The 20,345-nt window shown below is 40.7% G+C and carries 22 protein-coding genes; 11 read left to right on the top strand and 11 right to left on the bottom strand.

Translation table 11 applies throughout. From position 1 onward, the window contains the following. The first annotated feature begins 152 nt into the window (after positions 1-152). Genes MN086_RS01510 through MN086_RS01525 form a run of 4 tightly spaced genes read left to right on the top strand, consistent with a single transcriptional unit; the run spans position 153 to position 3,429 of the window. Positions 153-671, top strand: a complete 519-nt coding sequence (locus tag MN086_RS01510; RefSeq protein ID WP_248576299.1) for a RimK/LysX family protein — start codon at positions 153-155, stop codon at positions 669-671. Between the two features lie 12 nt (positions 672-683). Beyond that, the gene (locus MN086_RS01515; protein ID WP_248576300.1) at positions 684-2,213 is read left to right on the top strand and encodes an inactive transglutaminase family protein; all 1,530 of its coding nucleotides are present in this window, start codon (positions 684-686) and stop codon (positions 2,211-2,213) included. Positions 2,214-2,216: 3 nt separating this feature from the next. Further along, positions 2,217-3,170: an alpha-L-glutamate ligase-like protein gene (locus MN086_RS01520; RefSeq protein ID WP_256465859.1), complete on the top strand. Its 954-nt coding sequence runs from the start codon at positions 2,217-2,219 to the stop codon at positions 3,168-3,170. Positions 3,171-3,192: 22 nt separating this feature from the next. Beyond that, positions 3,193-3,429, top strand: a complete 237-nt coding sequence (locus tag MN086_RS01525) for a VF530 family DNA-binding protein (RefSeq protein WP_248576302.1) — start codon at positions 3,193-3,195, stop codon at positions 3,427-3,429. A gap of 15 nt (positions 3,430-3,444) precedes the next feature. Here the strand turns inward: MN086_RS01525 and MN086_RS01530 are convergent, their stop codons facing one another. The 3 genes from MN086_RS01530 to MN086_RS01540 all read right to left on the bottom strand — a co-directional run bounded on the left by MN086_RS01530 (position 3,445) and on the right by MN086_RS01540 (position 7,495). After that, positions 3,445-4,341: a 4-(cytidine 5'-diphospho)-2-C-methyl-D-erythritol kinase gene (locus MN086_RS01530; protein WP_248576303.1), complete on the bottom strand. Its 897-nt coding sequence runs from the start codon at positions 4,339-4,341 to the stop codon at positions 3,445-3,447. 73 nt (positions 4,342-4,414) lie between these two features. Then, positions 4,415-5,245 carry a tRNA pseudouridine(55) synthase TruB gene (gene truB / locus MN086_RS01535; protein WP_248576304.1) on the bottom strand — a complete coding sequence of 277 codons (831 nt, stop codon included), beginning with the start codon at positions 5,243-5,245 and terminating at the stop codon, positions 4,415-4,417. A gap of 183 nt (positions 5,246-5,428) precedes the next feature. Continuing rightward, on the bottom strand, positions 5,429-7,495 hold the full coding sequence (locus tag MN086_RS01540) for an ATP-dependent helicase (RefSeq protein WP_248576305.1): 2,067 nt from the start codon (positions 7,493-7,495) through the stop codon (positions 5,429-5,431). 202 nt (positions 7,496-7,697) lie between these two features. Here MN086_RS01540 and MN086_RS01545 point away from each other — a divergent pair, with 202 nt between their 5' ends. Then, positions 7,698-8,600, top strand: a complete 903-nt coding sequence (locus MN086_RS01545) for a LysR family transcriptional regulator (RefSeq protein WP_248576306.1) — start codon at positions 7,698-7,700, stop codon at positions 8,598-8,600. Between the two features lie 8 nt (positions 8,601-8,608). On the opposite strand, the gene MN086_RS01550 is transcribed toward MN086_RS01545, so the two are convergent. The 5 genes from MN086_RS01550 to yidD form a co-directional block, all read right to left on the bottom strand. Further along, on the bottom strand, positions 8,609-9,070 hold the full coding sequence (locus MN086_RS01550) for a hypothetical protein (RefSeq protein ID WP_248576307.1): 462 nt from the start codon (positions 9,068-9,070) through the stop codon (positions 8,609-8,611). A gap of 11 nt (positions 9,071-9,081) precedes the next feature. Continuing rightward, positions 9,082-9,684: an aminotransferase class IV gene (locus tag MN086_RS01555; protein ID WP_248576308.1), complete on the bottom strand. Its 603-nt coding sequence runs from the start codon at positions 9,682-9,684 to the stop codon at positions 9,082-9,084. After that, entirely contained in the window at positions 9,684-10,604 is a 921-nt protein-coding gene (gene cysK / locus MN086_RS01560; RefSeq protein WP_248576309.1) for a cysteine synthase A, read from the bottom strand. Before cysK ends, MN086_RS01555 begins: the two co-directional genes overlap by 1 nt. 137 nt (positions 10,605-10,741) lie before the next feature. Continuing rightward, complete coding sequence (gene pyrC / locus MN086_RS01565) at positions 10,742-11,746, bottom strand: dihydroorotase (RefSeq protein WP_248576310.1); 1,005 nt, start codon at positions 11,744-11,746, stop codon at positions 10,742-10,744. After that, positions 11,724-12,086 carry a membrane protein insertion efficiency factor YidD gene (gene yidD, locus MN086_RS01570; protein WP_248576311.1) on the bottom strand — a complete coding sequence of 121 codons (363 nt, stop codon included), beginning with the start codon at positions 12,084-12,086 and terminating at the stop codon, positions 11,724-11,726. Before yidD ends, pyrC begins: the two co-directional genes overlap by 23 nt. Before the next feature lie 62 nt (positions 12,087-12,148). On the opposite strand from yidD, the gene MN086_RS01575 reads away from it, so the two are divergent. Next, a complete protein-coding gene (locus tag MN086_RS01575; protein WP_248576312.1) occupies positions 12,149-13,516 on the top strand; it encodes a hypothetical protein in 1,368 nt (455 codons plus the stop codon). An 83-nt stretch (positions 13,517-13,599) separates the two neighbouring features. Here the strand turns inward: MN086_RS01575 and MN086_RS01580 are convergent, their stop codons facing one another. Further along, positions 13,600-14,025, bottom strand: a complete 426-nt coding sequence (locus tag MN086_RS01580; RefSeq protein WP_248576313.1) for a MarR family winged helix-turn-helix transcriptional regulator — start codon at positions 14,023-14,025, stop codon at positions 13,600-13,602. Positions 14,026-14,094: 69 nt separating this feature from the next. Between MN086_RS01580 and MN086_RS01585 the strand changes: the two genes are divergently transcribed. Further along, positions 14,095-14,397: a monooxygenase gene (locus tag MN086_RS01585; RefSeq protein WP_248576314.1), complete on the top strand. Its 303-nt coding sequence runs from the start codon at positions 14,095-14,097 to the stop codon at positions 14,395-14,397. A gap of 381 nt (positions 14,398-14,778) precedes the next feature. Here MN086_RS01585 and MN086_RS01590 read toward each other — a convergent pair whose 3' ends face one another. Together MN086_RS01590 and MN086_RS01595 are read right to left on the bottom strand one after the other, a co-directional pair. Beyond that, positions 14,779-15,642: a hypothetical protein gene (locus MN086_RS01590; RefSeq protein ID WP_248576315.1), complete on the bottom strand. Its 864-nt coding sequence runs from the start codon at positions 15,640-15,642 to the stop codon at positions 14,779-14,781. A gap of 186 nt (positions 15,643-15,828) precedes the next feature. Beyond that, the gene (locus MN086_RS01595; protein WP_248576316.1) at positions 15,829-17,097 is read right to left on the bottom strand and encodes an apolipoprotein N-acyltransferase; all 1,269 of its coding nucleotides are present in this window, start codon (positions 17,095-17,097) and stop codon (positions 15,829-15,831) included. Between the two features lie 10 nt (positions 17,098-17,107). Between MN086_RS01595 and yajC the strand changes: the two genes are divergently transcribed. From yajC to MN086_RS01615, 4 genes are read left to right on the top strand one after another with little or no spacing between them, the layout of a single operon-like run. Beyond that, positions 17,108-17,395, top strand: coding sequence for a preprotein translocase subunit YajC (gene yajC / locus MN086_RS01600; RefSeq protein WP_248576317.1), 288 nt, complete (start codon positions 17,108-17,110; stop codon positions 17,393-17,395). After that, a complete protein-coding gene (gene secD, locus MN086_RS01605; RefSeq protein WP_248576318.1) occupies positions 17,382-18,962 on the top strand; it encodes a protein translocase subunit SecD in 1,581 nt (526 codons plus the stop codon). Before yajC ends, secD begins: the two co-directional genes overlap by 14 nt. Next, positions 18,962-19,933 (top strand): protein translocase subunit SecF, encoded by a 972-nt coding sequence (gene secF / locus MN086_RS01610; RefSeq protein ID WP_248576319.1) that lies wholly within the window; start codon positions 18,962-18,964, stop codon positions 19,931-19,933. The genes secD and secF overlap by 1 nt, the downstream gene beginning before the upstream one ends. Positions 19,934-19,971: 38 nt before the next feature. Then, positions 19,972-20,310 carry a DUF6394 family protein gene (locus tag MN086_RS01615; RefSeq protein ID WP_248576320.1) on the top strand — a complete coding sequence of 113 codons (339 nt, stop codon included), beginning with the start codon at positions 19,972-19,974 and terminating at the stop codon, positions 20,308-20,310. The last annotated feature ends 35 nt before the right edge of the window (positions 20,311-20,345 follow it).

Here is a 20,345-nt window from a genome sequence, read left to right on the forward strand (position 1 = left end):
ACAATAAATAAGGTAATTGTATGCACTTTCATATACATTAAAATATCTCTATTGTAGCCTCTTCTATGGTATAATGATAGGAATATTTCATTATGTGGAGCTATAGAATGACTTTACCAAGAGGGTGGTATTACCCCTTAATATTTTTGTTTTTGTTCAGTGTATCTTTTGTTGAAGCACAAGAAGATACTGCACTCTCAACGGAGCAAAAAAATACTTATGTAAATCTAAATACAGAAAAGCCAGATTCCAAGATCATTATCGGAGCGTTGGAGAATGTTCGACTTGTACCTCCCAATGAGGTACTTAAAGCACGTATTGACACAGGTGCAAAAACGACCTCTATCGATGCCCGCAATATCACTCCTTTTGAACGTGATGGAAAGCAGTGGGTACGGTTTGACTTTGTATCAGGGAAAAAAGAACATACAATTGAGAGAAAGGTGGTCAAAACAGTACAGATCAAGCGTCATGGAGCAGAGTCAATGGACCGTTATGTGGTAAAGATGCGTGTCATACTCGGTGATGTATCTCAGTTGATCTCGGTGAACTTGAGCGATAGAGAGGAGTATAAATATCCTGTACTTATAGGACGAAATTTCTTACGCGATTTTTTTATCGTTGATGTTTCAAAAAAATATCAATTCAAACCTATGTCTTTACCTAAATAACAAGGAAATTTCATGTCTAGAAGATTGCAAGCACTATTGATTACTTTCATTTTGGCATTCACTGGATTTTTTATCGTCTGGTATAAGGTCGGTGTACTTGGCATACCATTTTTACCTCATGAAAAGCGTTCCGTCTATACGGTTGGAGCAGAGATCTCATTTGTAGGACAGAAGAAATCAGTCTTGGTCTCTATGGCACTTCCAGAGCCTCAAGAGGGGATGCAGATACTCTCTGAAGATGTTGCATCATCCGGGTTTGGTTATGCTGAAGGAGAAACAAAAGAGGGCAAAAGGGCTGAATGGAGTAGACGAAACGTTGTAGGGCCGCAGAAGCTTTACTACTCTCTAGAAGTTTTGATAGAACCTGGAGAATATAAGCCCAAGCATCCTATCACTCCCTCTGAGCAAGAAACTGAAACGCTGAGTGATCTTCCGAATATACTACAGGATACAGCAAAAAATCTTTTACATGATGTACGTTCCAGATCTGCAGATACACATTCTTTTGTGGCACAATTGATCAAAGATTTTAGTGCAAAAGAACCTTCTCAGGCAGTGAAGATACTACTTGCACAGGCAGGAGAGACTAAAATTGATCTCCTCTACCGTCTTTTACGATACAGAAAAATATCAGTACGAAAGATCCATGGACTTTTCCTGGAAAGTGCACGGCGTAATATCGTATTGACGCCTATGCTGGATGTTTATGATGGAAAAAATTGGCAACTTTATGATTTGAAAAAAGGTAAAGTGATCCGTGATAAGAATTTTTTTGTTTGGCAGCAAGGTAGTGCTTCACTGATCGAAGTCACCGGTGCGAGAAAATCGAACATTAGTTTTTCCGTCAATGAGCGTCAGGTTCCCGTACAAAACCTTCTTGAGAAAAAAGAACTTGTCAAAAAGGCAGCCATATTGGATTTTTCACTCTTTACCCTGCCGATATCTGCACAGAATGCGTATAGGCATATCTTACTGGTACCTTTTGGTGCATTGGTCGTGGTACTGTTAAGGATTCTGGTGGGGTTGAGAACCTCAGGAACCTTTATGCCTGTTTTGATCGCATTGGCTTTTATGGAGACAACACTTTCTGCAGGGCTGATCATGTTTATTCTGATCGTAGGAATGGGTCTGGTCATTCGTTCCTATTTGAGCAGCCTAAACTTGTTACTGGTTGCAAGGATCTCTGCAGTAATGATCGTCGTGATCCTTATTATGTCCTTTATGAGTATTTTAAGTTTTAAACTGGGGATCAAAGAAGTGCTTACGGTCACATTTTTCCCTATGATCATCTTAGCCTGGACAATTGAAAGAATGTCTATATTATGGGAAGAAGAGGGTGCAAGAGAGGTCTTTATTCAGGGGGGAGGTTCACTGATCGTCGCTGTGTGTGCTTACTTTGTTATGAGTGATCCTTTTGTTTCACATATTGCTGTGAATTTCCCGGAACTCCTTTTGGTCGTATTGGCTGTGATTATTATGATCGGACGTTACAGTGGGTACCGGTTGAGTGAACTCATTCGTTTTAGATCCATGGTGGAGTAAATGATGTTCGCTAATCCTTTTAAGCTTAAAAAATTGGGTATATTGGGGATGAACAAACGAAATATACATTATATTGGAGCACATAACGATCGTAAATATTATCCTTTGGTGGATAATAAATTAAAAACCAAGATCATTGCCCAAAGTGCCGGTATTGCCGTACCGAAGTTGATCAAAACCATTGAACGTCAGTCACAACTTCGTTATTTGAAAGAGATATTGGAGGGAATTGACGGATTTGTGCTCAAGCCTTCCCAGGGAAGCGGGGGAAAGGGTATTTTGGTCATCGTCAAGCGTGAAGGTGAGGAGTTCATCAAAGCAAACGGACAGAGACTGGAACTGAGGGATATCCAACGCGATATCTCAAATATTCTAAGCGGTCTCTATTCACTCGGAGGAAAACCCGATATCGCCATGCTTGAAACACTGGTAGAGTTTGACCCTATTTTTGATCGCTACAGTTATGAGGGTGTACCGGATATCAGGGTGATCACCTATAGAGGGTACCCTGCCATGGCCATGCTGCGGTGTTCAACCAGGGAGAGTGACGGTAAGGCAAATTTACATCAGGGTGCAGTGGGTGTAGGACTTGATATTGCGACAGGAAAGGCACTTTTTGCCGTACAGCATGGTTCCCCTGTAACACACCACCCTGATACAGGGTATGATTTTTCTGAGCTTGAAATACCGCATTGGGAGAGGATACTGACCCTGGCAGCATCCTGTTATGAAGTAACCCATCTGGGTTACCTGGGTGTAGATATCGTATTGGACAAAAACCTAGGTCCTTTGATCCTGGAGCTCAATGCCCGTCCCGGGCTGGCTATACAAATTGCCAATAGAACAGGTGCCGTAAAACGCTATGACGTGATCGATAGACAACAAGCTAATTTGGATGTGGCACAGAGAGTAAAGTTCTCAATGGAACATTTTGGTAGGAAAACAGGTGAAGGCTAAATGCAAAGGATGAAGATAAGTGATGCATGGTGAACACAAAAACAATCCTTTGCACGGGATTAAACTCAAGCAGATAGTCGAGGAGTTGCAGGAAGAGTATGGTTGGGAACTGCTGGCAGAGTTCGTGAACATACGATGTTTCAAGTATGATCCAAGTGTCAACTCCTCTTTAAAGTTCTTGAGAAAAACACCCTGGGCAAGAGAAAAAGTTGAAGCACTGTATCTGCTGATGCGAAAGAAGAGAGAAAAAGAGCGCTAAAAATCTCGTATATTTTCAACGCAGACGAAAAAATGTACTCCCGCTCCCTGAAAAGAACCACCCCTCTTTCGCTTCGTTTTGTAGCTCAGGATAGGCGATAAGTGCAGCCTTGTAAAGATCATTCAACATCATTGGATCTGCAATGCGTTCGAGCAGTGTTTTTGAGTCAAGTTTGTCCCATCCTATGAAAGAAGCAAGTGAAATATCACTCAGAAGATGTTCTTTAAAGGTCTTATAGACCAGGCCGGTATCACACCCTATATCCGGAGTGTACAGTTCCAAAGAGAGTGGTTCCTCTTCAAAAGGTTCAACGATCTCCCCAAAACCGCTGACATTTGCCGAGGTGTAGTTGTAGATGAAAAAGGGAAGGTCTGCACCTATGGCACTTCCCAGTTTTGCCAGTTCTTTGGTACTGATCAGAAGGTTGCATACCTCTTTGACCAAACGCATGAAGGCTGCGGCATCAGAACTGCCTCCGCCTAAGCCTGCCTGACTCGGGATACGTTTGGTGACGACGACCTTATGCTTGTAAAAGAAGTTGAGTATATCAAGGTCACCGGTATAGTCGTTGAGTGCCTTGTAGGCTTTGTAGATGGTATTGGATTCGAGTGGTATACCTTCACACCCTTCTATGGTAAAAGTATCACATTCGCAGGGTACAAAGGCAATGGTATCATAGAGATCCTCTATATACATGAATCGGGAGAGCAGGGTATGATAGCCGTTTTCATGTCCGGTGATCTTTAAAAAGATATTGACTTTGGCATGGGCTTTGATACTGTAGCCTGTATCTGTCTTTTCTATACAGGACTGCATCCTGATCGATTTGTCCTCATTTCCATTATTTGTTGATATGGGAAGCGTATCGACATCCCAGTATCCACCTTCATCACCACCTTCAAAACCACCCATATCATGAAACCTTTTTTATAGAAATTGGATGGGCATTATACTATAAAAAAGATCGGTAGTAAAATCTCAAAGATTAGCACGCTTCAAACTTCGGGATACGGTTAAACCTGTATTTTACCTCTTCACCCATGATCTCGATAATGGAAAAAAAGTGTGAAGTCTCGATGAGATATATGCCGTCCTCTTTGGTTTCAAAATACTCCACAGAGAGCTTTTTCCCCAGTTCAATATACTCCTCTTCACCTCTGTAGGTATTGGAAGGAATGGCCAAATGCGTAAAGGGGTCCAGGGCTTTCTCATCTTCATAGTAGAATGCCCCTTCATGGACACGGTGTAGACTTGAGAGTGTACCGTCCACACCCAACTTGTCTGCGATCAATGCTCCTAGACTTCGAATATAGGTTCCTTCACTCACTGTGGCTTCAAAGTGTACAAAGGGATGGTTATAGTTGAGCAGTTTAATATCATGGATAGTGGAGGTGATGGTCTTCAGTGCTACTTCTTCACCTTCACGTGCAAGTTCATAGGCGCGTTTTCCGTTGATCTTCTTGGCACAGAATTTTGGAGGGTAGTAGGTCAGTTCGCCTTTGAGGGAGAGCAGTACCTCTTCTATCTGCTGTTGGGCGAAAGGAGATACCTCTTTAATACTGTCTATCTTCTCTATATCAAGGCTTGGAGAGTTTGCCCCTAGCCATAGGGTAGCTTTGTAGCTTTTAGGTGTTTTATTGAGGTATTGGAAGAGTTTGGTGTATTGTCCTGTAGCCACGATGAGACATCCTGTCGCAAAAGGGTCAAGCGTACCCGAAAACCCCACTTTCTTGGTTCCGTATTTACGTTTGACATACCCCATATACCCATTCGAAGAACGGAAGATAGGTTTATTGACAACAAATAATCGATTCACAGTTGATATCCTTTAGTAGTCACTTTTAATCACACGCAGTGTGTCTTGTCGTTGCGAACGCCCGTGAAAGCGAAGCGATTCGAGAGAAACGACGATTTTTGCTTCGTTTTTTAAAAAATGAAGGGAAAAACATCACCACAGTTCAAATATAGGGTAGTTAAAAAAATTATACAAGTATAAGATCTAGATACTTTGTACAAATGAACTCAGTATCTCTTTCTTGTTCCCGCCAAAGTTAATAAGCAGTTTATACTCTTTGCCAGATTTGTTCGCAGCCTGGACACGTCCGATACCAAAGATCTTATGTTTGACCAGGTCCCCTTTTTTGAAAGCGGAACTTTTAGTGATCTTCAGGCTTGTATCCTGAATGAGTCCCGCTTCACCCAGGAAACGGCTCTTGTCTATCATTTTGCGCCGGCCTTTGTAAAAACGGCTGTCGACATAGCAGAGTGTGAGATCCGACTTCGCTCTGGTGATCGCTACATAGCCCAGACGGCGCTCCTCTTCCATATTGGAGCCTTCACCCAGAAGAGGGAAGAACTCTTCTTCCAACCCGATGACAAAAAGATGTTCAAACTCCAGTCCCTTGGCCGCATGGATACTCATAATGGTAATGGTGTCCTCTTCCACCTGGTCCTGGTCGCTTTGCAGTGAAATGTCATTGAGGAACTCATCGAGTGTAAGGTCAGGGTTTTTCATCACGGCATCTCTGAAGTATCCGTAAAACTCATCGATGTTCAAGATGCGGTCAAAACCGTCGACCATACCGGCATAATGGTCTTTGAGTTTGATACGCTCTTCAAAGAGTGTAATGAAGTTACCGAGTTCATTTTCCAAAGCTTCCTGCAAGAGTGTGATATCTTCGACAAGTTTCTCCAAAGCGGTGTTGATCTTTTTACTGACGACCGCAGGGAGTTCTCCCTTGACCGATTTTTTGATATATTCAAAAAGTGACATTTTGGCATCAAAAGCGGCTTTTTGCAGCTTTTCTATGGATGCTTTACCGATACCTCTTTTGGGTTTATTGATAATACGTATGAGAGAAAAATCATCATGCGGATTGGAAAGTACTCTTAAGTAGGAGATGAGGTCTTTGATCTCGGCACGTTCATAAAAGCGCATACCTCCGATGAGTTTGAAACCTAGTCCTGCTTTTGTAAAACCCTCTTCGAGTGAACGTGAGAGCGCATTGATACGGTAGAGTACGGCTATCTCGTTGGGATCCACGCCTTCATCGAGGAGTTTTTGTACTTCATGTGCGATGGCTTTGGCTTCCATAGACTCATCGAGTGAGTGGAGGAGTTTGACCTCTTGCCCGGAGCCTTTATGCGAAGTGAGTTTTTTGCCCAAACGTGTCGAATTGTGTTCTATAAGGGTATTGGCAGCATTGAGGATGGGTTCCGTGGAACGGTAATTGGTTTCAAGTTTGACCGTTTTGCATGTCTCAAAGTTATTGGCGAACTCCAAGATATTACGGATATTCGCACCTCTCCATCCGTAAATACTCTGATCATCATCCCCCACTACGCAGAGGTTGTTGTGTTCGGAAGAGAGCAGCTCAAGCAGTTGGAACTGCAGTTCATTGGTATCCTGGTACTCATCGACCATGATGTACTGGTATCGCTGGCTTGTCTCTTTTCTGAGTGCATCATTCTCACTGAGTATCTTATAGGTGAGCATGAGAAGGTCATCGAAGTCCACAAGGTTGTTCTCTTCGATATTCGCCTGGTATTTGATATAGATATTGGCTATCTGTTTGTAGTCAGGCAGTTCAGCTTTTTCCAGTACCAGTTCAGGAGAGAGAAGTGAGTTTTTATATTTTGAGATCTCAGAAGCGATAAATGAGATGTTGAGATCTACTTTCAACTCTTTGGCTATGGCACGTAAAAGACGTTTTTTATCGTCACTGTCTATGATCACAAAGGCATTGCTTCTACCGAGCTTTTCGATATGGAATTTTAGAAAGAGCAAACCAAATTTATGAAAGGTACATAAAAGTGGAGGATAGGAGACTTTTTCCGGCATTAATTTAAGGGCACGTTCACGCATTTCTGCAGCAGCTTTATTGGTAAATGTGAGGGTTAAAGTGTTTGCAGGATCAATACCTACTTCACCTACAAGGTAAGCAAGTCTGGTCGTCAGTGTCTTCGTCTTCCCACTGCCTGCCCCTGCAAGGATAAGCATCGGTCCGTCAATATGCTCAACGGCCTCACGTTGTGATGGGTTTAATGCATTTAAAATTGTTTCCATGAAAATGATTGTGCTCCTATATAGTATTAATTATACCTTTTAATTGATTAGAAGTGCCATAAAGAGGAAATTTAGACTTTTTATATAAAATAGAATCATTCTAATAAGAACAACTTATGTTTAATTAAGTATAATAAGATATAATAACTTTATTAATTAATTTATTTAAAAAATTTAATCTTAGAATGAAGGACATAATTCAATGTTAAAAGATTTTGTAAAATTAGAAACATTTTTAACAGTAGCACGTGAGAGAAGTTTTTCTAAGGCTTCTGCAAAGTTAGGAATTTCACAACCGGCTGTGACACAGCAGATCAAATTTATTGAAAAATATCTTGGGTGTAAGGTGATCGAACGTAAAAAGAATGGTATCAAACTCACCAATGAGGGTGAAGAGCTCTACAAGATAGCGACAAGACTTGAAAAAGAGATACTCTCTTCAGAGCAGGATATCCTTAAGATCATTAACAAAGAGATCACGTTTAGATTGGGTGCTACTTATACGATAGGGGCATATATCATCCCTGGTCAATGTCTCAATACGATCGGTGAAGCGATTAACAACAGTGTCAATTTGGATATTGATAGAAGTGATAACATCATAGAAAAACTCAAAGATAGAAAATTGGATGTAGGTTTGATCGAGTCACCTATTTTTGACAATGATCTTATCTACAGAGAGTGGTTGGAAGATGAACTTGTCGTAGTGAGTAATGTGCCTATCAACAAAACACTCAAAACAGAAGAGCTCTATGACTTTGATTGGATCTGTCGTGATGAGGGTTCACATACAAGACGTGTTGTCTCTGAAGTGTTTGAAGAGTTAGGTGTTTCATGTAAAAGCTTTAACGTACTAAGTGAAGTAAATAACTCTGCTACGGTACTTCAAACGATCAAGAAAAGTGACAAAAACCCAGATAAACCAGTGGTTTCAATCATATCGAAATATGCGATTATGGATGAAGTGGCGAACGGAGAGCTTTTTGAAGCAAGGCTTAGAGGGTATACGATGTCTCGTAAGTTCTTTATTGTGTATTCTAAAGAGAATAAGCACAATGCCTATGTAGACAATGTTGTAAATTATATCTTAGCAGGCCGCTGCTAAGATCAAATCTACTTTTTATTCTTGAGAAGCTTTTTATTCTCAGGATTCTTTAAAAGTGCTTCCATTGAAGATTTTTTGGAGGCACTTGCTTCTTTTTTCTTTTCTTGTTCTATTACCGGCTGTGCAAAATTGATGATAATAGGATTATCACCTACAAAGAGCTGTTTGATAGCCAGCAGAGGTAAAGATACCGTTGAACCAAAATTATCACTTCCAAAGCCTGCTTCAAAAGTGAAATAGGCTTCGTCTAATTTGGCACTTTCAAAGGTAAACCCACTCAATATAAACAGAACAGTATCGTCAAATGACCCTTTTATATCTGCAGGAAGTTCGGGTGTAAATGTAATATATTTCACTTCACACGCCAATGCAAATTCCTGATCTTTGTCAAATAAGTATTGAATGGTTTTATAGATATGGGATTGCATAAGAGCACGATATTCAGGCGTTTGTAAAAGGTTAATAGTCATGATTGCACCCTTTATAATATTTTGTGTGGTTCGATATTTAGAATTTTAAATCCTATCATAGCATTCATTAAAGCTACTTGTGAGTAGTTTTGGAGCTCTTCTTTTTTGATCTCTTTGGGGTGGAGAAATCCCTCATCGATCAACTTGGCCCTCATCGTACCTTCAAGCAGGGGGTTTACCGGTGTTAGCCATTGTTCACCATCAAAAAAAGCGATATTTGATATGGTCGTATCGGTCAGATAGCCTTTTTTTTCTATGATCACTTCATCGACATCTTTGTTGGATTCCAGCAGGGCATTTAAAGCATCTCTGTTGGCATATTTCAAACTGTATTCAATATCAGAGGAGACGATCTTTACACTCCGTATCTCTTTTGGAGTGTAGGGTATATACTCTATAGAGTGTAAGCGTTCTGCGTAGAGGATACGACAACGATATAGACCCGTTTTGGGAGCATCTATAAAAGAAGAGAGATCGAGTATATCATCAGGATCAAAGAGTATTTGACGGCTTTTGTTACATCGATGCTGATGGTAACTAAGGTTATGTATCTCCCCGTCTTCTATTCTGATCGTTTCAAGTAGAAGAGGGGTTTTTGATCGTTCTTTTGACATTAGGTGTCAAAGAGTTCTGTAGAGAGGTAACGTTCCGCCGTATCACAGAGTACTGTGACGATGGTTTTACCTTTGTTTTCCGGTCTGCTTGCGATGGTGTAGGCCGCATGGAGGTTTGCCCCTGCCGAGATTCCGATAAGCAGGCCTTCTTCTCTGGCGATTTTCTTTGCCATGGCAAAAGCGGCTTCATTGCTCACTGCAACGATGTCATCATAAATTTCTGTGTTGAGTATCTCGGGTACAAACCCTGCACCGATACCCTGGATCTTATGTGGTCCGGGCTGTCCCCCTTCCAAGACCGGGGAATCCGAAGGTTCCACTGCAATGATCTCAAGTGAAGGTATCTTTGTTCTGAGTATCTCTCCCGTACCGGTAAGTGTTCCGCCTGTACCTACAGCAGCCACGAATATATCCAGGTTTCCCGCCGTGTCATTTAGGATTTCAAAGGCAGTCGTTTTTCGGTGAATATCGGGGTTGCTCGGATTGTTAAATTGCTGAAGTACTTTTGCATTGTCTAACTCTTTTTCGAGTGCAGATGCTTTTGCGATAGCCCCGCCCATACCTTCTGAAGCTGGTGTAAGCACAAGCTCTGCACCCAAGTGCATAAGAAGTTTACGGCGCTCTATACTCATGGACTCAGGCATGGTCAAAATGAGTTTAAGGCCTTTGGATGCACAAATGGCCGCAAGGCCGATACCTGTGTTCCCGCTTGTGGGTTCAATGATGGTCGTGTCCTGATCGATCTCACCCGATTTAAGCGCGGCATTGATCATGTTAAAAGCGATCCTGTCTTTTACCGAAGAGGTAGGGTTCATAAATTCACATTTACCTAAGATCGTCGTGCCTGTCTCTTCCGAAAGTGTATTGATTTTGACTAAAGGGGTATTCCCTATCAGTTCTTCAATATTGTTTGCAATCATTTCCCATCCTTCTTCATTTGTCTTATGTTAGCAGGTTATTTTTAAGTACGTGCTTTAAGCGCATTATTTTTATCGTTATAGCGATCTATGTTACCATTTTAAATGTCATGGTATTGGCGATGCAAGAACTATTCCACCTATCTTACTTCTTTGATGCTATAGGCCAAGGTCTCGTCTGCATACATAGGGACTACGCCGTTGTAATCTGAAGGTACGCTAAACGCTTTTTTCTCAAGGATAACGGTTTTGTTCACCGGTGTAACACCGTAGATCTTTTGGGCATTTCCTGAAACAAAAGCCTGGAGGTTTTCCAGGGGTGCTTTTTCATTTTCAAAAAGTTCAGCCAGAACCTGTAGGGCGATGGGAGCTGTAAAGACGCCTGCCGCACAGCCGCAAGACTCTTTGGCATGTTTCGGATGCGGTGCAGAGTCTGACCCGAACATCACCTTAGGGTGTGCTTCCAGAGCGACTTTGAGCAGTGCACTTCTGTCTTCGGGACGTTTGGCGATGGGTTTACAGAAGAGGTGCGGTTTCAGCATACCTCCAGCCACATCATCAAGGGTGATGATCAGATGGTGGAGGGTAATGGTCGCATAAAGGTTTTCAAATCTATCCAACGCGTCGACACTCTCTTTTGTGGTGATATGCTCCATGATGATCTTGAGTTTGGGAAAAGCAGTGGCCAATCTCTCATAGATGCTGACGAACTCAGCCTCTCTATCCATCACAAAACCATTGGTCTCTCCATGTACACACAGCGGGATATTCAGTTCACTCATCGCTTCAAGTGCAGGACGCAACTCTTCTATATCAAACCCGCTGACTCCGCCTTCGGAGTTCGTGGTGATACCCGCAGGATAGAGTTTGATCGCGGTGATCACCTCTTTGACCGATTCTAAAAATGCTTTGTCATAGGTGGGCTTGAAAAAAAGTGTCATATAGGGGGTGAATTTTTCCTCGCCTATGGCAGCCATGATACGCTGTTTGTAGGCGACCACTTCCTCTTTAGTGCTTACTGGGGGCACAAGGTTGGGCATGATGATAGCACCTGAAAATGTGCTCGCTGAGCTTTTAGCGATATTCTCCAACATCTCTCCGTCTCTGAGATGTAAATGCATGTCAAGTGGTGCGTTTAATTGCATCAAAGTCCTTTAAAACATAATAGTGTGTATTGTCCGGGTCCGTACTTTTCGGTACGAGCCAATAGATGATATCAATTTTGCCACAAAATGCATTAAGTTTGAGTAAAGCTGTAGGCTTTGGAGGTTTGAAGTCAACCAATGGGTAGTCAATACCACCCTTAAAGAGTTGATTACATCGTAAAATACGTAAAGAGCTTGCTGTCAATGCTTTATGGGGTGCATTGAATTCAAACTGCCATTTGGCATATTCTGAACAGGAAGGATAATAGCGGCAGGAGGCAGGTAACATTTTAGAGATGTATTGATAGCCTTTGATCGGTGCCAAAAAGAAGTTTTTCATTGTGTATTATAGTTAAAAAGGTCTATAGAGTCAATTTTTGATTTTGTGCTATAATCCCTAACATGAATCATATACAGCGCAAGTTTTTAGTATCGGCAGACATCCAGCGTTGGCTTAAAGAACAACTGCCAAAAACTGAGAAAACAGAACAGTTCTACACGGTTTCAAATGATCAGGAGCAATGTTACTACCGTAAAGAGTATCCGGATATTTATACGAAAGTAAGCGTCGATAAGGATGGGAATGAAACGCTCTTTTCTGTCAGTGCGGAGGAGTATGCTTCTCAACGTAAAGAACACTTGGGCAGGATAATCGTTAAAAATACCTATAGGGTCACTATGGATGAGAGTACATTGGTTGTTGAGAGGTACTTGAAAAAGCTTGACGGGATCTATATTGTGACTGCATCTTTTCAAGATGAAAAAGTACTGAGAAACTCGGAGACCACCCAGGAGCTGCAACCTTTTGTACTTAAAGAGATCGACCAGGATGAGAAATACAGTGATCACTCCCTTGCACTGTATGAAAAACCTATGGAGTACGATCTGCAAAAGTTGTTCGAAAAGATCGATGCGTTTGAGTCACCCAATCTTTTTTTCTGGCAAGTGCCGCAACGTCTCTATGTACGTGACGGTGTCTCTTTGGTACTTTACCGGAACATTCGTCTGATCAATTACTATAAGATGAATTTCCAGAAGAAACATTTCAGTGCAACACTGCATCGTTTACGTGTTCTTTTGCGCCGTACTGCTACGCTACTGGAGATCTTTCCGGATCTGTTCAGCCCCAATGTACAGCATTTTTCTATGGAGCTGTTTCAACGTTACTATGAAGAGACAACGCTATTGCGCTACCTTTATTTTTTAAATGAACTGAGTGCCACACGTGAGAATGTGAAGTTAACGCTCTACAGTGAGTTAAAGACTCTCATTACCCAAGAAGAGGAAGCTGTGACACAAATGCTCGTCTCCAAGCCTTTTAGGCAGATGTTAACGATCCTTACAAGGGAGATAGGAATTCAGGAGAACCAAAAGTATATCTCATTACAGCAAGAGGTCAAGCATGTGCTCAAAGAGCGTTTAGAAAGATTTGAAATGCTTTTAGAGCAAACAAAAGAGGGGTATGATGATGACGTGCTTGAAGCGCTCTATATCTTTATGGACGCACTTCAAACTTTGATAGAAGATTTTTTCCATATCATCGGAGAAAAGGAGTCACGAAGACTCGTCGAGGAACTGAATATCCTTTTCAAGCCTCTGCGTGAGTACAGAAACTGTAAAGAGCGTGCCTCTATACTGAACACCATTAAAGAGAAGTCTGAGACCAAAACTTTGGATATCGATCCTCTTCTGTGCGAGCATGAAAAAGTTTTAAAAGATAAGATTGAGCATGCACTGAAGCTGTTGAGGTCTTCCAAGTTTTATGTGTAATCGTACATGATCACAGATGAACTCACAAAATATACTTTACCTTATAAAATATGTTAGATTATAAGGTTTTAGTACACAATAAACTAACTATTCGAAATTGAATTTAAATACTCATAAATTTTTGCTTGATTATCTTTATAGATTTCTAATTCTTTTTTCCCAATTTGTATAGATAATTCATTTTCAATATGTGATATATACTGATTTGCTGTAATGATAAGTTTTTCACTTTTTCTTGTCAACTGAATGATTTTTTCTTTTTGATTTTCTTGAACTAGTGTAATGTAACCAAATTCTTCAAGTTTCTTTATGTTTTTATGCATTGCTTGACGTGTATAGCCAACTTTTTTTGATAATTGTGATGCTGTTAATTTTTCATATTCATCTAGATAGGGGAAAAGAACGATAAGGGCATCACTTAGCCCATCAAATCCGTTACTTGTTAAATATTCCAGTATTAACTTATTAAAAACCTTAGAGGTTTCTAAAGATAAAAAACATAAAGACATTGTAAACCTAGTTGACATTAATTTAATTATATATTAAAATTATACATATAAAACATTATAGGAGTATACATGAAATATATATTACAAGTAGATTTTCCTCATGCAGGGCCATTTAAAGAAGAATTTACAGAAACATTTACTGATTTAGCGAAAGATATCGCAAGAGAAGAAGGTCTTATCTGGAAAATTTGGACTGAAAATGAAGAGACAAAAGAAGGTGGAGGAATTTATTTATTCGATAATCTTGCAGATGCAAACAGATATTTAGATAAACACACTAAGAGATTAGAGTCTTTTGGGTATTCAAATATTAGAGGAAAAATTTTTAATGTTAATGAAGCACTTAGCTTGATTGATGGTGCACATCTTTAGTTCTAATAAAGTGAGATAAAAGGAGGGGGTATTTCATATAAAGATAAAAATATCCTGTATTTAAAATCTTATAAAATATATCACTTTATAAGGTTTTGAGACAATAGCATCTACAGAAATTTACCCACCTTGTAACCAAGTAAAAAATCACCTATAGGTCAAAAAATGGCATAGTTACTCCTACTTTTCTATTTGTTTTTTATATCTAGCGAAATAGTTTAATTTGTGTCTGGATCAAAATAATTATATCCATGTACAGAAGAAATATGCTGAAGGGTACCTATAGGTCATTGGCTGTCGGAAGGCTCTGCCAACAGCTAACATTGAAAGATAGCATAAAATACGCTTTTCAAGGGATCTTATAAAGGTTATGTTTTAAGATCATGCCTTTTCTATTAGGGTTGTATCACTCTTTTCTGTACGGGGTTTTTCTTCATAAAGAGAGACGATCAGGTCAAAGACCTTTTCTTGTGTAATAGGTTTGATGAAATGTTCAGCGTCTGTTTTTATATCATCCTCTAAATCATAAGGATCTCTAAGCAGTACATATTTCAGTGGTGCACGTTCTTGTACTTTGGCAATCGTTTCTTTGGTCTTTTCAGTGATCATTTTTTCACTGATGATCAATATATCATAGATAGAGAGGTCATTTCCATGTTTCTTTAACTCATCCATACCTGTATGAACATCATAATGAAAATACTGAAACATCTTTTTAAGGCTTTGTGCAGTTTTATCATTTGAACAGATCACTAAGATCTTTTTACCGACTGCATTTTTATGTGGAAGTCTATAGTGACGTCTGAAACCCAATTCAAAATTTTTAAAAGGTATGCTTATGTGTATGTCCGACATATTTTCATTATCATAAACAATATTACCGCCAAGCATTTCAATTTCTTTATTCAGATGGATTTTTAAAAAAGCTTGAAGTTTTTCTTTTTCAATATGGGTCTCTTGGATCCTAAAAGAGATAAACTCTTCATACAAAAAATCTTCTACGGAAGAGAGAGATAATACAATTTCTTTTTTATCACTGTTTTGAAAAACAAAGGTGAGTATTTTGTTAAGGACTAGCAACAGGGCATCCGAATCACCCCGTAATTTTCTTGGTATGGTCGAATCCATTTCATAGAGAAGTTCGATCCGTTTTTCAGTTGCAATACTTTTAACAGAAGAAAAGAGCGTTTCCAACACTTTGTTAATGTTAAACGTATCTTCTATGGTCTCTTCATTTAAATCCATTGACACACTCCCCAGAATGATATATACAATTGTAGCAACATAAGTTTTAATTAACCAATACTATTGGAAATATAATGAATGTTATTTATTAAATAGTCCCTAAAGAAACATACCTATAGAAAAATGTAAGAAGAGACCAATATAGCATTTAAAAACTTTATAAAACATAGAACTCTACAAGGTTTTCTATGGAGTGATTTTCCCATTTTTCACCACATAGGACTCCGACATATTGACCGAGTGGTAGATGGTGGTTCCATACTTCTTGCTGTAGTACTGCAAGAGGAGTTTTTGTAATGTCGGTTCTATGGAAGGGGTGAACCATCCATTATTGCTCAGTGCGATCATATGTTTTGGTTCACCCTCGTAGAGCCTTTCCGTAGTCGCTTCAAAACAGATGGCATTTCTATAGATCTTCCCATCTATTTGATAGTCTACAACATTGGGGCTGGCCACGTAATCTACGGCACCGTCATAAAATATTTTGTTGACCCAGTCACTTAAAAAATCCGGCAGAGGGTTGCTCTCTCCAAAGGGAACCAGTACTACTTTATTGGCTACAGAGATTTTGTTGTTTGTAAAGATATAGGTTGAGTTACGCGGTGTTTTCCCGTCCCAGTAGAGCCCTCCGGTGACGATGGAGACCTTTTTAGCCTTCTCTTGCAATCTCTCCAGAAGTTTTGAACGATTGAGAAAGATGGGGAAGACGGATTCGGGAAGAATGACAAGCGTTTTATTCTCTTTGATGGCCTGGTCTATCTGTTTGAAAAGATTTTCAAACTGTGCAGCATGAAGTGTTTCATCCCATTTCTCCTCCACCGCAGTATAGGTCGTTACAAGTCTGATGTTGTCATCGGATTTCGTATCCGTGGGAAGGTGGGTCTGGTAAGCAAAAACAACAAGTGACACATAGAGGAGCTGTTGTTTCCAGAGGCTCAGGACTATAGCAGATAAAATGATGGCATACTGCCATTTGTCAATGCCCAGATAACTCTCTACGAACATCAGTTCGGGTTTGAACCAGTCAAAAGAGAAAGGGTGGATATAACTTAAGATGAAAAGCGCTGAAGCCTTGAAGAGTAAAGGGAGCAGAGTGCCGGAGTTTTGCAGCAGTAAAGCGATCTTTTCACTGATCCATGCGAGAAGCCAAAAGAGTACCCCATAGCTTAGCATAATGATGACTATCTCTATAGGTACCGCCCAAACCATACCGTAATGCTGAAGGCTTAAGGCGATCCACCAGAACCAGAACAGTCCTATGAATGCACCCGAAAAGAACCACACTTTTTTCTCTTCCTGCAGGAGTAGATAGAGTGTTGTGATACCTAAAATAGTGTTCACGATAGGATGGGAAAACCCCCAGTGATTCAGGTAGATAAAGCCCGAACTTAAAAGTGCTATGAAAAAGCCTTTTGTTAGTTCAAAGGTGCTAGAATATTGGCTAATTTTATACAAAAGGATTCCTATGGGAGCAGAACAAGGCAGCATGATCGGTTCATTTTTACCCCTCATCATTTTATTTGCGATTTTTTACTTTTTAATTATCAGACCGCAGCAAAAACATCAAAAAGCACATAAAGCAATGCTTGATGGTCTTACGAAAGGTGACAACATCATCACCACAGGCGGTCTTATAGCTGTGATCGTTAAAACTGAAGAAGATTTTATCAAAATCAAATTAAATGATGACACGATCGTCAAACTTGATAGAGCATTTGTAGCTAAAAAGGTTGAGTCTGGTGAAGACGCTTAATTTTAGGGTAATCCTTTTTATTTTTGCACTGATTTTCGGTGTCATTTTTTCGGTTCCTTCGTTGACACAGAGTGAAAGCGGGAAGAAGATCACTTTGGGTCTTGACCTTCAGGGTGGTCTGCATATGCTGCTTGGGGTTAAAAGTGAAATAGCCATTGAGTCACGTATCAAGTCGATGGCTGCATCGGTCAAGTATATTTTCGATGATGAAGATATCATTTTTGATGATCTACGTATGATCGAGGGTGAAAAGATCACCTTTGAACTTCTTGATAAGGATGATGTCGCCAGATCCAAAGCACTTCTCAAAGAAGAGCTAGAGGGTACCGTGATCATTGAAGATGGAATGAAATTTTCAGTGACGATGACAGAGGAAGAAATAGAGCGTACCAAACAAAGTGCGATCAAACAGGCAGTTGAGACGATCAGAGGCAGGCTTAATGAGTTCGGGCTTGCCGAGCCTACTGTTGCAAAACAGGGGGAAGATAAGATCCTTGTAGAAGTACCTGGTATCAAAACACAGGAAGATGAACAGCGTATCCGTGAGCTTATTGCCCGTGCTGCACATTTACAGCTTATGGCTGTTGATGAAGACAGAAACATAAGAGTCAACACGATGAGTCTGGCTGAAGCAAAAAGTTACGGTGATGTGATACTCCCAGATGTCAATTCAGGCGAAAAATATTTGCTTCGTGCGATTCCTATATTAGACGGTTCTATGCTTACAGATGCAAAAGTGGGATTTGATGAGAGCAATCAACCCGTTATCAACTTTACACTCAACGGACAGGGTGCCAAGATCTTTGGTGACTTTACGGGTATTAGCGTAGGGAAGCGCATGGCGGTTGTTTTGGACAATAAGGTCTACTCTGCACCGGTCATCAATGAGCGTATCGGCGGGGGGCGCGTACAGATATCAGGAAGATTTGAAATTTCTGAAGCCCATGACCTTGCTATTGCACTCCGGTCGGGAGCACTGCTCGCACCTGTCTATGTGATGGAAAAACGTTCGGTGGGACCAAGTCTGGGTGCAGACAGCATCAAGGCCAGTTCTATTGCTTTGGCCCTAGGGTTTATCCTGGTTGTCATTTTTATGGTGGTTTACTATGGTATGGCCGGGATCATCGCAAATGTTGCACTGATAGGGAACCTCTTTTTGATACTTGCGATCATGTCGCTCTTTGGTGCAACACTTACACTGCCGGGTATGGCAGGTATCGTTCTTACTGTCGGTATGGCAGTCGATGCGAACGTCATTATCTCTGAACGTATCAGAGAGCTGCTCCATGAAGGTAAATCTGTGGCAAAATCGATAGAGAACGGGTACAGTAATGCCTTTACTGCGATCTGGGATGCCAATGTGACCACACTGATCGCAGCTACGGTACTGTATGCATACGGTACAGGTGCGATCAAAGGGTTCGCACTGACGATGAGTATCGGTATTATGGCATCTATGTTGACTGCAATTGTGGGAACACATGGTATTTACCAGTGGCTTTTACCGAAGATCGATAAGAACAAACTGGGACTATGGTTCGGTATCAGAACAGGGGGAGCAAAATAATGGAAATTTTTAAATATAAAAAACCCCTCTCATTGATGAACAAAAGTAAACGTTTCGGATTACTTTCGATCACGCTATTGATACTTTCGTTGGGCTTGATCATCGGTAAAGGATTTAACTACGGTATAGACTTTGCAGGAGGTACACTTATACAGGTACAATACAAAGGAACAGCACCGATAGAAAAAGTGCGTGAGGCGATAGATTCTGATGCATCCTATGAAGGTGCAACGGTGACTTTCTTTGGGAGCGAGGATGAAGTGGTGATCCGTACCAAGACAAGTTCAAAAGCCCTGGGTGTAGATGTTGGTGACCAAATGAGAGCACTGCTTCAAGGTACAGGTGACTTTGAAGTGAGACGTGTGGATATGGTGGGTGCCAAAGTAGGGTCTGAGCTACGTGAGAAGGGACTTATGGCGATGGTACTTGCTATTATCGGTATCCTTATCTATGTCTCCTTTAGATTTGAGTGGCGTTTTGCTGTTGCTTCTGTGATGGCGCTCATGCATGATGTCACCATCGCTATGGGGATGATCGTATTGTTCAATGTTGAGGTAAACCTTGACATTCTGGCAGCACTCTTGACTATACTCGGGTATTCTCTGAACGATACGATCATTGTCTTTGACCGTATCCGTGAAGGGATCAGAACGATCAAAGACCCAGACCTTGGCGCGATCATTGATGAGTCTGTCACACGTACACTTTCTCGTACGACATTGACATCACTGACAACATTCTTTGTTGTGCTTACACTCTATCTATTCGGTGGGGAGATCATTAACGGGTTCAGCTTCACACTGCTTGTAGGTGTGATAGTGGGTACCTACTCATCTATCTTTGTTGCATCACCAATCTTGATGTGGCTTGGTTTCTCAGTAGCTGGTTTCAGAGAAAAGGAAGCAGAGAAACTCAAAAGAGAAAAAGAGAAAGAAAAAATGCGTGCTATGTATGAAAATGGAACGCTGTAAGAAAATGGTACACTATAGTTAAAGTTTAAGGAGTTTGGATGAATTGGGGTAAAGTTTTTTATATGTTTTTTACGTTGATGTCACTAACGACATCGGCAGCGTTTTTGTATGATCACTCTATCGTAGCACTGTTTATAGCAGGGTCTGTGAATGTGATCTCTACACTATTGAAGATAGGGGTGAGAAACCTGCTTTCGGCTGAGCTTTTGGCAGGTTCATTGGTTGCAGACCTGCACCTTCTGCCTGCATTCTTTGCTTTGCAGTTTTACGGGAACGACCCGTTGGCAACAGGTTTGGTGATCGGTGCGGTGATCGCGAACCTTTATACCATTTTTATCTCTATGATCGAGAGTTCAAAAGAGAAGGCAGATTTTTAAGCGTAGTTCGCTATCTTACATGTATATGAATTCCA

It is taken from the genome of Sulfurovum sp. XGS-02 (assembly GCF_023213175.1).
Taxonomy (GTDB): domain Bacteria; phylum Campylobacterota; class Campylobacteria; order Campylobacterales; family Sulfurovaceae; genus Sulfurovum.